Here is a 14541-nt window from a genome sequence, read left to right on the forward strand (position 1 = left end):
TGTGGACCCGCTGCACGATCCGGACGACGAGGCCCTGCTCGACCCCAGGCAAGCGCGCGACCTGGCCGGGCTGGTCGAGACCGCGCGTCTGGCCTCGGCCGTGGTCCGCTACGGCACGCGCACCCAGGTGGGTGCCGCGACCGTGGTGCTCAACCCGGACAACCCGCTGCCGGTGGCCAACCACGCGTGCGCGCTGTGGGGCACCGGAGCCCAGGTCGCCACCACGCTGCTCGAGCTGGAGACCGTGTTCGCCGAGGCCGGACGCGCGGAAGCCGTGGTTTACGCCTCGCCGACCACGGTCGGGGAGATCGAGGGCATCGCCGACGACGCGGCCTGGCGCGCCGTCGAGGAGCAGGTCGTGATGCTGCACCGCTCCCGGGGCTTCAGCCGCAGCGAGACCCGTCCCGCCGAGGACCGCGACCTGCCGGGCATCGTCGATCTCTACGCCGACGAGATGGGGCTGTCCGAGGAAGGTGAGCAGCGCTTGGCGCGCCACCTCGGCCACCGCATCGACGACAACCGCAGCGTCGTGCTCGTCGTCGACGACCCCGGGCTCGACCGCATCACGGGCTTCGCGCAGGGCTTCGTCGAACGCGGTGTCGGCCTGCTCGAGCAAGTCGTGGTCCGCCCCGGTCGCCGGCGTCGCGGCTACGGCCACGACCTGGTCACCGACGTCTCCGAGGAACTGCGCCGCATGGGCGCGCTCCTGGTCGCGGGCCACGCCGAGGAAGGCGGCACGGCCCAGCGCTTCGCCGAGGACATCGGCTTCGAGGTCGCCTACGGCGTCACCGCCTACGCCCGCCGGATCGACGACCTCCTCTGAACCCTCCTGCGCCGGGTCGCGCCCACGCGTGTCCCAGTACGCGGACTGGGCCGGTCAGGTGAGGTTCGGACCACGAAAGCCCCGGCGCCGGAATTTCCCGGGCACCGGACGGCGTTGGAGATCGTGGCTCAGACTGTCGAGAACCTGGGGAGGAAGCTGTGACCAGCGGCTCAGCGTCGGAGAAGACCACCACGAGCCCAGGAGTCACCGACCTTCCCCGCGAGATCTGGATCCTCGTCGTCGGCAGCTTCATCGTCGCCGTCGGCATGGGGATCGTCGCCCCCGCGTTACCTGCGTTCGCCACGAGTTTCGACGTCGGCGTGACCGCGGCCGGGTTCATCGTGAGCGCCTTCGCGATGATGCGGCTGATCTTCGCCCCGCTCAGCGGACGCCTCGTCTCGTTGGCGGGCGAGCGCACGATCTACGTCATCGGCATCACCATCGTCGGCATCAGCAGCACGGCCTGCGCCTTCGCCGACTCCTACTGGCAGCTGCTGGTCTTCCGCGCGCTCGGTGGCATCGGGTCGACGATGTTCACCGTCTCCGGCGTGGGTCTGCTGATCCGCTTGTCGCCGCCCCACTTGCGCGGACGCGCCTCGGGGCTGTGGGCGACGAGCTTCCTGCTCGGCAACATCTCCGGACCGATCGTCGGCGGACTGATGGTCGGCTACTCGCTGCGGCTGCCCTTCGTCACCTACGGCATCGCGCTGTTCCTGGCCGCGTTCCTCGGCTGGCTCCTGCTGCGCACGTCGACCCTCGCGGCGCCGCTCGGCGATGACGCGACCCCGGCGATGCCGCTGACCGAAGCTCTCCGCACGCGCGCCTACCTCGCCTCGCTGCTGTCCAACTTCGGCACCGGCTGGGCGGTCTTCGGCGTCCGCATCGCCCTGGTCCCGCTGTTCGTGGTCGAGGCGCTCAAGGCCCCGCAGTCGATGTCCGGCATCGCGCTGTCGGTGTTCGCCGCCGGCAACGCCGGAGCGCTGATGCTGTCCGGGCGGATGGCCGACCGGCACGGCCGCAAGCCGATGGTGCTGATCGGCCTGGTCGTCATGGGAGCGGCGACCGCGTCGCTGGGCTTCACCACCTCGGTTCCGTTCTTCCTGGCGGCGTCGCTGGTCGCCGGCATGGGGGCGGGTGTGCTCAACCCGGCGCAGAACGCGGCCGTCGCCGACATCATCGGCGGCAACCGGCGCGGCGGCACCGTGCTGGCGACGTTCCAGCAGGCCGCCGACCTCGGCGCGATCCTCGGTCCGCTGATCGCGGGCGCGCTCGCCGACACCGTCTCCTACCAGGCGGCGTTCCTGGTCACCGGCGCCACGGCGGCCCTCGGCCTGCTCGCGTGGGTCGGCGCTCGGGAGACCCGGCCGCGTCCGGAGACCGAGACGGAGCCGCTGCGCGCCGCCGCCTGAGGTGTTGATCCTCGCCCCGCGGGTACTCGTGAGGGGACGCCGCAGGCGTTGCGGTTGCCCCTGTCCGATGCGGGAGGACGACATGAACACCACCGGTATTCCGGGGCACGAGTTGACCGAGGACGTGCTGTTGCAGGAACTCCGCCACCTGCACGAGACGCGCCACGAGACGTTCCTCCACGGCTCACCGGACGCGCTGCGGGAGCACACCGCGCGCACGTTCGAGCTCGAGCAGGAGTACCTGCGCCGCCATCCGGAGCGCCAGGTCGATCCCCGTCGCACGCGCGAAGGTGCCCGAGGGGAGCCGCAAGATGCCTAGACCACGCGTGGTGATCATCGGAGGCGGACACGTCGGTCTCACCTTGGCGTTGCGCTTGCAGAAGAAGCTCGACCCGAGTGAGGCGAGGGTGACCGTCATCGACACCCAGCCGCACATGACCTACCAACCGTTCCTGCCGGAGGCCGCCGCCGGCTCGCTGGAACCGCGCCACGTGGTGGTGCCGCTGCGCGAGGCGCTGCGCCGCTGCGAGGTGCTGACGGCGCAGGTCAGCAAGATCGACCACGCCAACCAGTGCCTGACGGCGACGCTGGGCGACGGCAAGGTCGAGCAGCTCGAGTACGACATCCTGGTCCCCGTGCCGGGCTCGATCTCCCGCGCGCTGCCGATCCCCGGTCTGGCCGAGCAGGGCGTGGGCTTCAAGACCATCGGCGAAGCGATCTACCTGCGCAACCACGTCCTGTCCAGGTTGGACATCGCGGCCAGCACGGAGGACGAACGGCTGCGCCGCAGGCTGCTCACGTTCCTGTTCATCGGTGGCGGTTACGCCGGGATCGAAGCCTTGGCCGAGCTGCAGAGCATGGCCCGCTACGCGATCCGCAGCTACCCGCAGCTCTCCGAGCACGACATGCGCTGGGTGCTGGTGGAGGCGATGGGTCGCATCATGCCCGAGGTCAGCCCGCCGATGGGCGAGTACACCAAGCGCGTGCTGGAAGACCTCGGCATCGAGGTCAAGCTCAACACCACCGCGAAGTCCGTTGTGGACGGACACGCGGTGCTCTCCGACGGCGACGAGTTCGACACGGACACGCTCGTGTGGACCGCCGGCGTCAAGCCGCACCCGATGCTGGAGGAGAGCGACCTGCCCCGCGACGACAAGGGACGAGTGGACTGCACGACTCAACTGCAGGTCAAGGGCACCGACAACGTCTTCTCGGCGGGTGACTGCGCCGCGGTGCGGGACCTCACCAGCGACGACCCGGAAGCGTTGACGAGCCCGTCGGCGCAGCACGCCGTGCGCCAGGCGAAGCTGCTGGCGGACAACATCGTCGCCCAGCTGCGCGGTGAGCCGCTGAAGGAGTACCGGCACAAGCACGCCGGATCGGTTGCGGGCCTCGGTCTGTTCCGGGGCGCTGCGGAGGTCTACGGGATCAAGCTCAAGGGCCTGCCCGCGTGGCTGCTGCACCGCGCGTACCACCTGATGAAGATGCCGACGGTCTCCCGCAAGGCCCGCATCCTCGGAGACTGGCTCCTGGAACTCCCGTTCCGCCGCCAGGTGGTCGCGCTCGGCGAGCTCCACGACCCGAGAGCGGAGTTCGTCAAGGCCGCCAACACCAGGGGCCTGCCGAAGCCCCACGGGACGACGGCAGCAGGCTGATCGCAGTGACCGTCCTCACGGGGTCTCGACGACTCCGTGAGGACGGGTACCGTGGGCCCCGGGCTGCGGCACCATCACCGCAGGTCAACAGCCATGCCCGCCCACTCGGTGCGGTGAGGGGACCCCCCTGGGAACGCCCCCGAACGGCTGTTGTAATCTAGTGGCACACGAGATGAGCGGGACGGAAGAACGAACCGAACACCTCGGAGAACAGAACAAGGGGCTGTGGCGCAGCTGGTAGCGCACTTGACTGGCAGTCAAGGGGTCAGGGGTTCGAATCCCCTCAGCTCCACCCCAGTGACCAGGGCCGATGCTTCCGAGCATCGGCCCTGGTTCGTGTTTGCCTGTCTCTCTGCCTGTCCCACGACGATCGTCCCCGCCTGCGGCTCTGCTTTGGGCTGAGCAGCGGTCTGAGGCACACTCTGCGCACTACCGGTGGGCCTGGCAGTCGAGAGGGGACGTGCACGATGTCGGATCACGACGCGTACATCGCAGAGGCTCCCGTGGACCTCCGACCACTTCTGGAACAGGTGCGCGCGCAGCTATCCGCTGCCCTTCCGGACGCGGAGGAAGTCGTGAAGTACAACATGCCCGGCTTCCAGGTGGGCGGGTCCATCGTCGCCGGTTACGGCGCGTTCAGTCGACAATGCGGTCTCTACCTGTCGAAAGGTGCCATCACGGCGCTCGCTGACGACATCGCCGACGCCGGGCTCAAGGCGAGCAAGACCGGCGTCACCTTCTCGGCACGCAAGCCCATTCCGGACGACCTCCTCCGGCGACTGGCCGCGGCGTCCCGGAAGGACCTCGGATTGTGAGTGCGGTGGTTGTCTTCCAGGAGGTGGAGGTAGCAGAAGTGGTGGCTTGACGAATCGTCTAGCGGTTCAGGTGCGGTGTGGTCAGGTCGAACCGGCCGCAACGCTTCCAGGGCTTCGGCCTTCCGCAATCCCCCACGTGCAGGGCACCTTCCGGGTCACCGGCCGAGGTGGACGCGGTGTCGGTCGCGGCTTGGCGTTCTACGATGCCTCAAGTCGGGGCGGGAACGACGTGGTCCCCGAACGGCACCGTGCTGGGGTCCTCGCCGTCGACGTCACTGCCGCGGTCAGGCGGTGCGCTCCCTGCGAACTGGTCTTCGACAACGACAAGTCCAGCCACGTGCACCCGGCTGGTGGCCCGCCGCCACGCCAGGTGCCGAGCGGTAGCCGCGGTGAGGGTCACGGGCCTGGCTGGCTGCACCTGGTCGAGGTGGGCCGGCGGTTGAGCGGGGGTGGCGATGCCGGACTTCGGGAACCTCCTGGTGCTGACGGTCATCGCCTTGCTGGCGCCCTTGTTGCTCGGGCTGGCACCGCGATTGCGCACTCCGTCTGTGGTCCTGGAGATCGTGGCTGGGGTCGTCGTGGGGCCATCAGTGCTCGGTCTGGTGACCATGGACCAGGCGGTGCAGGTCGTGTCACTGCTGGGGCTGGCGTTCCTCCTGTTCCTCGCGGGGCTGGAGGTCGACCTCCACCGCCTGCGCGGATCGCTGCTGCGGGTGGCCTCGATCGGCTACGTGGTGAGCTTGGCGATCGGTGTGGCGGCGGGTTCCTCCTTCGGCGCGGCGGGCTGGGTGCGTGACCCGATGCTGATCGCGGTGGCGTTGTCCGCGACGTCGCTCGGTCTGGTCGTCCCCGTCCTCAAGGACGCCGGGCGTGCAGAACACGCGATGGGACAAACGACGATCACAGCGTCGTCGGTGGCCGACTTCGCCGCGGTGGTCCTGCTGTCGCTGCTCTTCTCCGTCTCGGGCGGCACCGTCGGAGGCCGACTCGTCTCGCTGCTCGTCTTCGTCGCCTTCGTGGTCGTCACCGGGATCGCGGTGACGCTCGCAGGGCGCTCGATGCGCATGGGGGATCTTCTCCTGCGGTTGCAGGACACCACCGCGGAGATTCGGGTGCGTGCGGCGGTCGTGCTGCTGGTGGCTTTCGTCGTGCTCGCCGAGGGATTCGGTCTCGAAAGCATCCTGGGCGCGTTCCTGGCCGGCGCGGTCGTGAGCTTCGTCGATCGTGATTCGGTCACCCATCCGCACTTCCGGACGAAGCTGGAGGCGATCGGGTACGGCTTCCTGATCCCGGTGTTCTTCGTCGCCAGCGGAGTGCAGCTCGACCTCGGGGGGTTGATCGCGACTCCGTCAGCGTGGCTGCGAGTGCCGCTGTTCCTCGTCGCGCTGCTCCTCGTGCGCGGGCTTCCCGCACTGCTCTACCAGCGCTCGCTCGGCACACGCTCCTCCGTCGCGGCCGGGCTGCTGCAGGCGACGTCGCTGCCGTTCTTGGTCGCCGCAACGCAGATCGGTGTCGCGCTCGGCCTGATGGCTCCGGAGACGGAGGCGGCGTTGATCTGCGCGGGTCTCCTGTCGGTACTCCTGTTCCCGACGGCCGCGCTCGCCTTGCTGCGCAAGCCGGCACCGGGAGATCCCCGCGGAGACGCGGCCGAGGCCACGTAGCGGAGGAACCCCAGTGCCGCGTCACACCACTTCGGCGCGAACGACAACGCGGGACGATCCGATGCGGACGCTGCATCCGCCCAGGGGACCCCCACAGCGGTGCGCTGGTCTGCGGTTGTGCAGGTCAGGTTGAAGAATCGCCGTGGATGAAGTCGACGCCCCTTCGGGCTTGTGAGTCGAGCGACGGTGCAGGAGGCCTCGATGCGAACCGCCGGTCAGGCTGAAGCCCATGTCGTCTCCGAGCACGGTCGGCGCGGTCGTCGGAGCAACTCATGACCGGCGTGCTCGAGCCGCCGCGGTTCGACGGTCTGCGCGCCGTGTACGTCAACTGCACGCTCAAGCGCGGACCGGAACGCAGCCACACCGGAGGGCTCATCGACCGCAGCGCCGCGATCATGCGTGCACGCGGCGTGGAGGTCGATCAGATCCGGGCGATCGATCACGAGATCGCCACAGGCGTGTGGCCGGACATGACCGAGCACGGTGGGGACCGCGACGAGTGGCCGCAGCTGTTCGACCGCATCCTCGCGGCCAACATCCTCGTGCTGGCAGGCCCGATCTGGCTCGGTGACAACAGTTCGGTGCTCAAGCGGGTCATCGAACGCCTCTACGGCTGTTCGCACCTGCTCAACGACGAAGGCCAGTACGCCTACTACGGCCGCGTCGGCGGGTGTCTGATCACCGGCAACGAGGACGGCGTCAAGCACTGCGCCATGAACGTGCTCTACAGCCTGCAACACCTCGGCTACACGGTCCCACCGCAGGCTGACGCCGGTTGGATCGGCACGGTAGGCCCGGGACCGAGCTACCTCGACGAAGGCTCCGGCGGACCCGAGAACGACTTCACCAACCGCAACACGACGTTCATGACCTACAACCTGATGCACCTCGCCGCGATGCTCGACCGAGCCGGCGGTGTGCCTGCTTACGGCAACCAGCGCTCCGAATGGGACGCCGGTTGTCACCGAGGGTTCGACAACCCCGACTACCGCTGACGACCGGAGGTGCTCTGGTCGACGCCGGGACGTCTTCGCAGGACGGGGAGCATTGTCTGAGCCCTGTCAGCCACACAGCAGCGAGCGCTGTTCGGCTCGGTCGCCAGGACCTGCCCGACCGGGATGAGTACCAGTAGACCGGGGTTCAGCCCGATGAGCCCAGCACGAACTCTGTTCAGCGTTCGGGCCCGAACTTCCGCCGGACGAGCAGGGAAGTGCCGCCCCACACGTGGTGGGCGTGGTCGCCACGCTGCTCGCGATCACGGACATCGACTAGTCGCTTGCCCGCGTCGGAGTCACGCCTGCGCCGGGTGGGTCAGGGCGTGGAGGGCTTCTTCGACGCAGGCGGACCAGGGGCGGTCGAGTTCGGTCACTCCGGAGTCGCCGACGAAGGCGCTGGAGATCACGACGTCCGGGTTGAGCTCAGCCAGGGTCGCGAGGGTGGTGGCCAGCGCGTCGCGGTCGCTGTGGCCTGGGATGTGACCGGCGAACCACGTGCCGTCCTCGCCGCGGACGATGGTGTCCCCGGTGAACAGGTAGGTCTTGCCGTCCGTGCCCGGAGCCAGGAAGCAAGCGCTGCCCGGCGTGTGGCCGGGAGTGGGGATCACCTCGAAACCGGGCGGTTCGGTCCCGCGCCGGTCGAAGGTGCCGTCCACCTCGCAGGTCTCGGCGACGACCCGAGCCTCGACGGCGGTGGCGTGCAGCGTCGAGCCGAACCGCTGCTTGATGGTGCGCAGCGACGGGGCGATCTCGTCCCGGTGACTGAGGTAGTGGCGCTCGACGCCGCCGAGCGCGGCGATCTCGTCGAGCTCCGACTCCAGCGTGGTGTTGTAGAACAGCACGTTCCCGCCGGGAGGTGTCCAGAGGTAGGCGCGCGTGCTCAAGCCAGGGGCGGGGTGCTCGACTTCGGTTTCCCAGAGATCGGGTCGGATCTTCTTCATCATCGCCTCCAGTCATCCGTGCTGGGAACGAGGCTAGGAGTTCGAGTTGACTCGAAGTCAAACGCGAACTCGTCCTCGCGGCTCGCCGTGGGACACGACCTGCTCGAACGCGCTTTCGGGCTGTGCGTGGAGCGTGGTGCTCGGTGCCTGATGAGGTCTTCCAAGGCCCTCGACCGTCCTCCGCTCCGACGCGTTGACCTCCACGGATGCCGTCCCCGTCGCCGACTCCGGTGAGGCCTGGTCGGGGGAGGCGTAGCGCGAGGGAAAAGCGGGTAGATCCCTGGCGAGCATTGTCAGCGATGAGGAGTGGAGTGTTATGACCAAGCGCGATGAGTTGAGGGTGGACAAGGCGCTGCAGGGGCTTGACTTCCCCGCTGACCGCGACCAGATCATCGACTTCGCCACCGACCGCGGAGCCGATGCCGAGACCCTCGCCGCACTCCGGTCGCTGCCCGCCACTCAGTTCGCCAACAAGGACGACGTCGTGCAAGCGGTTCCTCAGGAACCCGAGGGCGATGCCCCGGGTGGCACCGCGCGTGGCTGACCTCGCGCGAACCGACCGCCCCGCACAGCCGAGGCGGTCATGACCGGCGCGGTCCGCGGAGTGATCTGCGCCGTGCTGGTGCTGGTGGCGGCGGGGTGCGGGACGGCCGCACCGCCCGCGCCCCCGCCGCCTGCCCAGCCGCCCGCACCACCGCCGAGCGTGCCTGCGCCGAGTCCCGCTCCGCCGCCCGCACCCACGTCCGAGGTGAAGAAGGCTCCGGAAGGTTTCGTGCGGTTGCGGGACGTCGATTCCTCGATCCTCGAGGAGGTGCGGTACGCGACGCCGCACAACTTCACCGGAGACCCGGTCCCCGGCTACGACGAACCGATGTGCGTGCTGACACGGCCGCTGGCCGAGGCGCTGCACGAGGCGCAGCAGCGGTTCCTCCGCCAGGGCTACACGCTCAAGGTCTACGACTGCTACCGGCCGCAGCAGGCCGACGACCGCTTCGTCGAGTGGGCGCAGGACCTCGACGACCAGCGGATGAAGGCGGAGTTCTACCCGGACTTCGACAAGTCCCAGCTGTACTCCGCCGGCTACATCGCGGAGAACTCCGGGCACAGCCGGGGCAGCTCGGTCGACCTCACCTTGGTGCGGCTGCCGGCTCCGCCGCAGCGCGCCTACGTGCCGGGCGAACCGCTGGTGCCCTGCACCGAGCCGGCCGGGAAGCGGTTCTCGGACAACAGCGTCGACATGGGCACCGGTTTCGACTGCTTCGACGCCCTCGCGCACACCGACGATCCGCAGGTGCCCGGCGACGTCCGCGCCCATCGCGACGTGCTGCGCGACGGGCTCTCCGCGGTGGGCCTGCGGAACTACCCGGGCGAGTGGTGGCACTTCAGCCTCCGGCAAGAGCCCTACCCGAACGGGTACTTCGACTTCCCCGTGAACAGCGCGGCTTTCCGCTGAGAAGATTGGGCGCATGACCGAGTTGAGCCGAAGCGCCCGCACCGTCGCCGCCGCGCTGGCCGAGCACGGCATCGAGACCGACGTCCGAGAGCTCCCCGACAGCACGCGCAGTGCTCGGGACGCTGCTTCGGCGATCGGCTGCGAGCTCGCCCAGATCACGAAATCGCTCGTCTTCCGGCAGGTTCCAGCCGACCGCCCGGTCTAGGTGCTCGCCTCCGGCTCGGACCGGGTCGACGAGTCCAAGCTCGCCGAGGTCGTCGGCGGGACCGTGGAGCAGGCTCCCGCGTCGTGGGTGAAGGAGCGAACGGGGTTCGCCGTCGGCGGAGTTCCGCCACTGGGACACCTGGAGCCGCTGACCACCGTCGTCGACGAGGACCTGCTGCGCTTCCACGTCGTGTGGGCCGCCGCGGGAACGCCGCGGGCGGTCTTCCCCGCCGCACCCCAGCGGCTTGCCGAAGCCGCGCAGGCCCAGGTCGCCTCCGTCACCTGAGCACCGTTCGGGAACGTGCTGAAGAGTGCTGGTCAGAGCCCCGCGCCGTGCACGCCCCGTCGAACTTCGCGCGAAGTTCGACCAGGGGGCTCAGCCGGCACCACCGCAGTCCTCCAGCGGTACGTGGTGAGTACCCCCGGGACCCGTGTGAGTGGCACACGTCAGGAGCGGCGCACCGATCGCGCGGAGCTGTTGTGTCTGCTCCTTCCGGAGCAGTCGGCAGCGCCGAGCGGAGCGGTTCCTCGACAGCTCTTAGTACGGCAGGCCTTCGGCTGCGGTGCGCAGGGCGGAGCGCAGGATGGCGGCCAGGTCGGCCGGACCCATGTCGGGTTCGGTGGCGCTGCGCTGGGCGAACTCCTCGGCGGCGGCGCGCAGGGCGCCGTTGATCGTCGCCGCGTGGACCTTGATGCGCAGGTCGTCGGGGCTCGCCCCGGCGCGTTCGGCGAGGAGCTCGCGCAACACCGGCAACGCCTCGTCGTGCGCCTGCAGCCACACCGCGCGCAGTGCCGGGTCGGTCCCGGTCATCCGGATCAGGTCGAGCACGGCCGGGTCGGCTTCGGGAAGCGTGCCGCGTTCGCAGGTGTCGATGAGGAACGTCAGGAGCCCGGTGTCCGGCGGGCAGTGGCGCAGTTGTTCCGTGGCGGCGTCGAGGCTTTCGGCGAGCAGCGGGCGGACGCAGCTCTGCTTGGACGGGAAGTGCCGCCACAGGGTGCGCGTCGAGATGCCCACGGCGCGCGCGATCTGTTCGCCCTTGGTGGCGGCGACACCCTGCGAGGCGAACAGGTCGACGGTCGCGCGGGCGATCTCCAGTCGCAGGGCGGCCTTGCGCCGGTCGGTCAGCGACGGCTTGGCCGCCGCCGGTGTCGCGTCCTGGTCCACTCGTCCTCCTGTGCCGCCCGGGTGGAGGAGCATAGGCGCGCGGCGAACCGTCGTCGAACGACGTCTTGTCACTGAGTGACATGCTGCATAAGCTACTCCGGAGTAGATAGCAGTCCAGCCGGCGAGCGCGGCCACGAACCGCGCGTCGGCGGGAAACGTCGTGCCGGGGCGGACTCCGCCCTCCATCCGGGTCGCGGTGACCTGCCGCTGACCCGATCGACTCGCGCAGTTCAGTTCGCACCATCCAATGACGCAGGGAGCGACCCGCATGCGCCGAACCGTCCTCCGCCCGCCTTCCGCAGCGCGAAGCCTGATCACCACCACCGCGTTGTCACTGGTCTTCGCGTGCGCGCACGCCGCGCCCGCAGCCGCCGAGGAACCCAACACCCCACCGAACACGCCGCCGCTGGTCAGCGCCGGCTTCTACGACCCGCCCGCCGATCTCCCCGCTGCCGACGGCGCGCTGGTGCGCACCGAGCCGCTGCCGCTCGCGCTGAGCCTGCCGAGCATCGGCGGGCAGCGGTTGCCGGGCACGGCGACCCGGCTGATGTACAAGACCACCGACTCCACCGGTCAACCCGCGGCCGTGACCGGTGCTTACATCGAACCGGCTGCCGAGTGGCGCGGCGCTGGTCCGCGTCCGCTGGTGGCCGTGGCGCCCGGAACCATGGGCCAAGGCGACTCGTGCTCGGCGTCGATGGGCCTGGAGCGTCCGATCTCGCTCAACGGGGACTCGGTGTCGGTCGGGTACGAAGACATCGGCATCTACCGGCTGCTGGCCGAAGGCGCGGCCGTGGTCGTCACCGACTACGTCGGGCTGGGCACCACCGACCGGCTGCACACCTACGTGAACCGGATCGACGGTGGTCACGCGCTGCTCGACGCGGTGCGAGCGGCCCGCGCGCTGCCCGACGCGTCGATCACTCCCGACTCGCGCGTCGGCCTCTACGGATACAGCCAGGGCGGCGGCGCCACCGCCTCCGCGGCCGAGCTGCAGCCCGAGTACGCACCGGACGTCCCGTTGGCCGGCGCCTACGTCGGAGCCCCGCCTGCGAACCTCACCGAGGTCATCGACGGCATCGACGGCAGCGCCCTGGTCGGGGCGCTCGGCTGGGCGCTCAACGGGTTCCTCCAGGCCCACCCAGACCTGCGGCCGGTCGCCGAGGAGTACCTCAACGACGAAGGCCGGGAGGCGCTGGAGGACGTGTCCACCGCGTGCATCGGTGACGGCATCCTCGACCACGCCTTCGGCAGCAGCAAGAACTGGACCACCACCACGGGTCAGAGCCTGGGTGAGGTCGTCGAAGCCGAACCGGCGGTGCGCGAGGTCCTCGACGACCAGCTGCTCGGCACGACCAGGCCCGCCACCTCCGTCCGCGTCGCCACCGGCGTGCAGGACGACATCGTGCCGCACGAGCAGGCCCGCCAGCTCGCCGTCGACTGGTGTGCCGCAGGCGGTGAGGTGACCTACGAGGCCGTCCAGATCCCCGACCTGGGCAAGGGACTGCTGACCAACCACCTGGTCCCGCTGCTGACCGACCAGGGCAAGGCCATCTCGTGGCTCACCGACCGGTTCAACGGAGCCGCGGCGATCAACAACTGCAACACCCTGCCCGAACAGCCGTGACGGGACGGGCCGCGGGCCCCCTGCCCGCGGCCCCGCCTCGGATCGTGGTGTCGCGGCAACGCCAGAGGTCGCCTAGTTGCCGCGCCGCGGGCGATGTCCGCCGGCTCGCCGGGCGTGCTCCACTTCGATGATGCGAGTGGAGGCGTCGCGGGCGAGCGGAAGCCAGTGGCGTGCGCGCCGGTGTGCCGTGCCGGGGTCGCCGCAGGGAACTCCGAGCGCCTCGGCTTGCACGAGCGCAGAATCGGGGGACGGCCGACCTAGGGGGCTTGCGCATGTTGTTGCCCGCTCTGCCCGACGACACCTTCCAGCGCGTGCTCTGCGTCGTCGCCCACCCGGACGACATGGAGTACGGCACGTCCGCCGCCGTCGCCCGTTGGGCGGACCGCGGGATCGACGTGGGATACCTGCTGCTCACGCGCGGTGAGGCCGGGATGCCGAACCCTCCGGACGAGACCGCGCGACTCCGCCTCGCCGAGCAGCAGGCCGCGTGCGCACTCGTCGGCGTCGAGCACCTCACGGTGCTGCAGCACCCCGACGGCGTGCTCGTCGAAGGCCTGGACCTGCGTCGCGACATCTGCCGCGAGATCCGCCGGTTCAAGCCCGACGCCGTGCTCGGCATGCCCTACGACATCGAGACCCCGATGGGCTTCAACCAGTCCGACCACCGCGTCGCCGGGGTGGCGACCATCGACGCCCTGAACGACGCGGGAAACCGGTGGATCTTCCCCGAGCAGATCGAGGACGAAGGGCTGGAAACCTGCTCCCCTCGGTGGTTCCTGATGCCCGGGATGGCCGGGGACCTGGACGCCACCCACGGCGTCGACGTCTCCGGCAGGCCGGTGCAGACGGGCGTGGCCTCCCTCGAAGCCCACGCCGCCTACCTCGCCGCCCTCCCGGACCACCCCGCCCCGGCGGACTTCATCCCGAAGATCCTCGCCGCCAACGGCAAGCTCCTGGGCGTCGAGCACGCGGTGCTCTTCCGAGCCCGAGACCGCCACGCTCCACCGGAGTTCTGAGAACTGCTCGCGAACGCGGTTGCAGAGCAAGCTCCCTCACAAGCGTCGGTTGCGCAGGTGCCCTGATCTCACCGGCCGAGCGCAGGTTGACCAACACCGGGTGCCGGCGGAGACCGCACGGCCGGTGCCGAGGCCCTGTCACCACCCGGGCGGTGACAGCGGCGGCCTCGGTCGAGGATGACTCGCGTGTCGCCCCTCGCCACCAGGCCCGCTCGAAGTTCGCGCGAAGTTCGACCCTGGACTGTGGCCCTCGGAATTCGCGCGAAGTTCGGAGACGGCCCGCTCGCGCACGGGCCCGCGAGTGCGGGACTCGGCGCGGTGGCTCAGGTGACGTCCATGGTTCGTGGGGTATTCGTCGGCCTGTGGGTGGTGAGGCCCGGGAACGTTGCAGGAAGCCTCAATGACCAGGCAAGGAACGCGGAACGCTCGGCTTCCCGGGCTCTGGCTGGAGCACCGGGGGTGTGGGCTGGGTGTGCTGCGTCGGCTTGCGGTGGTGCGTCAGTGCACCCGCTCGGGCCGTGGCGGCGGACTCGTCAGGGGTGACTCGTGGGCGTCGGCTCCGCCACGGGTTCTTCGAACTTCGCGCGAATGTCGACCTCGGGCCGTGGCCCTCGAGGTTCGCGCGAATGTCGAAGGGGGGTGGTGTGGTCGCGATCGTGTTCACGTTCCTGCGGGGTGTGGGCGTGTGCGTCGGGGAGTGGGGTTTGTTGGGAGCGGGCGGGTTCTGAAAGGAGTTCGCGCACCGCAGGCGATGGGGAACTGCACGCCGCTGACCGC

General features: G+C 69.8%; 15 protein-coding genes and 1 tRNA gene. 14 read left to right on the forward strand and 2 right to left on the reverse strand.

Going from position 1 to position 14541, the window contains the following annotated elements; all coding sequences use genetic code 11:
- Nucleotide 1 precedes the first annotated feature (1 nt).
- From EIL87_RS16720 to EIL87_RS16755, 8 genes are all read left to right on the forward strand, one after another.
- A complete protein-coding gene (locus EIL87_RS16720) occupies nt 2-823 on the forward strand; it encodes a GNAT family N-acetyltransferase (protein ID WP_125091452.1) in 822 nt (273 codons plus the stop codon).
- Nucleotides 824-981: 158 nt separating this feature from the next.
- Nucleotides 982-2232: an MFS transporter gene (locus EIL87_RS16725; protein WP_233576310.1), complete on the forward strand. Its 1251-nt coding sequence runs from the start codon at nt 982-984 to the stop codon at nt 2230-2232.
- A gap of 82 nt (nt 2233-2314) precedes the next feature.
- On the forward strand, nt 2315-2551 hold the full coding sequence (locus EIL87_RS16730) for a DUF6158 family protein (protein WP_125091453.1): 237 nt from the start codon (nt 2315-2317) through the stop codon (nt 2549-2551).
- On the forward strand, nt 2544-3887 hold the full coding sequence (locus EIL87_RS16735; RefSeq protein ID WP_125091454.1) for an NAD(P)/FAD-dependent oxidoreductase: 1344 nt from the start codon (nt 2544-2546) through the stop codon (nt 3885-3887). Before EIL87_RS16730 ends, EIL87_RS16735 begins: the two co-directional genes overlap by 8 nt.
- 219 nt (nt 3888-4106) lie before the next feature.
- A tRNA-Ala gene (locus EIL87_RS16740) sits at nt 4107-4179 on the forward strand.
- Between the two features lie 175 nt (nt 4180-4354).
- Entirely contained in the window at nt 4355-4702 is a 348-nt protein-coding gene (locus EIL87_RS16745) for an iron chaperone (protein ID WP_125091455.1), read from the forward strand.
- Between the two features lie 455 nt (nt 4703-5157).
- Entirely contained in the window at nt 5158-6363 is a 1206-nt protein-coding gene (locus EIL87_RS16750) for a cation:proton antiporter (protein ID WP_125091456.1), read from the forward strand.
- A 272-nt stretch (nt 6364-6635) separates the two neighbouring features.
- The gene (locus EIL87_RS16755; protein WP_125091457.1) at nt 6636-7358 is read left to right on the forward strand and encodes a flavodoxin family protein; all 723 of its coding nucleotides are present in this window, start codon (nt 6636-6638) and stop codon (nt 7356-7358) included.
- Nucleotides 7359-7654: 296 nt separating this feature from the next.
- Here the strand turns inward: EIL87_RS16755 and EIL87_RS16760 are convergent, their stop codons facing one another.
- The gene (locus EIL87_RS16760; protein WP_125091458.1) at nt 7655-8299 is read right to left on the reverse strand and encodes an MBL fold metallo-hydrolase; all 645 of its coding nucleotides are present in this window, start codon (nt 8297-8299) and stop codon (nt 7655-7657) included.
- Nucleotides 8300-8615: 316 nt separating this feature from the next.
- Between EIL87_RS16760 and EIL87_RS16765 the strand changes: the two genes are divergently transcribed.
- Genes EIL87_RS16765 through EIL87_RS27110 form a run of 4 tightly spaced genes read left to right on the forward strand, consistent with a single transcriptional unit; the run spans nt 8616 to nt 10242 of the window.
- Nucleotides 8616-8843 (forward strand): DUF2795 domain-containing protein, encoded by a 228-nt coding sequence (locus tag EIL87_RS16765; protein ID WP_125091459.1) that lies wholly within the window; start codon nt 8616-8618, stop codon nt 8841-8843.
- 39 nt (nt 8844-8882) lie between these two features.
- Complete coding sequence (locus tag EIL87_RS16770; RefSeq protein WP_125091460.1) at nt 8883-9752, forward strand: M15 family metallopeptidase; 870 nt, start codon at nt 8883-8885, stop codon at nt 9750-9752.
- Nucleotides 9753-9765: 13 nt separating this feature from the next.
- Nucleotides 9766-9957: a YbaK/EbsC family protein gene (locus EIL87_RS27105; protein ID WP_199740447.1), complete on the forward strand. Its 192-nt coding sequence runs from the start codon at nt 9766-9768 to the stop codon at nt 9955-9957.
- The gene (locus EIL87_RS27110) at nt 9958-10242 is read left to right on the forward strand and encodes a YbaK/EbsC family protein (RefSeq protein WP_199740448.1); all 285 of its coding nucleotides are present in this window, start codon (nt 9958-9960) and stop codon (nt 10240-10242) included.
- A 252-nt stretch (nt 10243-10494) separates the two neighbouring features.
- Here EIL87_RS27110 and EIL87_RS16780 read toward each other — a convergent pair whose 3' ends face one another.
- The gene (locus tag EIL87_RS16780; RefSeq protein WP_199740449.1) at nt 10495-11121 is read right to left on the reverse strand and encodes a TetR/AcrR family transcriptional regulator; all 627 of its coding nucleotides are present in this window, start codon (nt 11119-11121) and stop codon (nt 10495-10497) included.
- Nucleotides 11122-11389: 268 nt separating this feature from the next.
- Here EIL87_RS16780 and EIL87_RS16785 point away from each other — a divergent pair, with 268 nt between their 5' ends.
- Together EIL87_RS16785 and EIL87_RS16790 are read left to right on the forward strand one after the other, a co-directional pair.
- Complete coding sequence (locus EIL87_RS16785) at nt 11390-12748, forward strand: lipase family protein (protein WP_233576311.1); 1359 nt, start codon at nt 11390-11392, stop codon at nt 12746-12748.
- A gap of 272 nt (nt 12749-13020) precedes the next feature.
- The gene (locus EIL87_RS16790; RefSeq protein ID WP_125091463.1) at nt 13021-13764 is read left to right on the forward strand and encodes a PIG-L deacetylase family protein; all 744 of its coding nucleotides are present in this window, start codon (nt 13021-13023) and stop codon (nt 13762-13764) included.
- Nucleotides 13765-14541: the final 777 nt, after the last annotated feature.

This window comes from Saccharopolyspora rhizosphaerae (genome assembly GCF_003931915.1).
Lineage (GTDB): Bacteria > Actinomycetota > Actinomycetes > Mycobacteriales > Pseudonocardiaceae > Saccharopolyspora > Saccharopolyspora rhizosphaerae.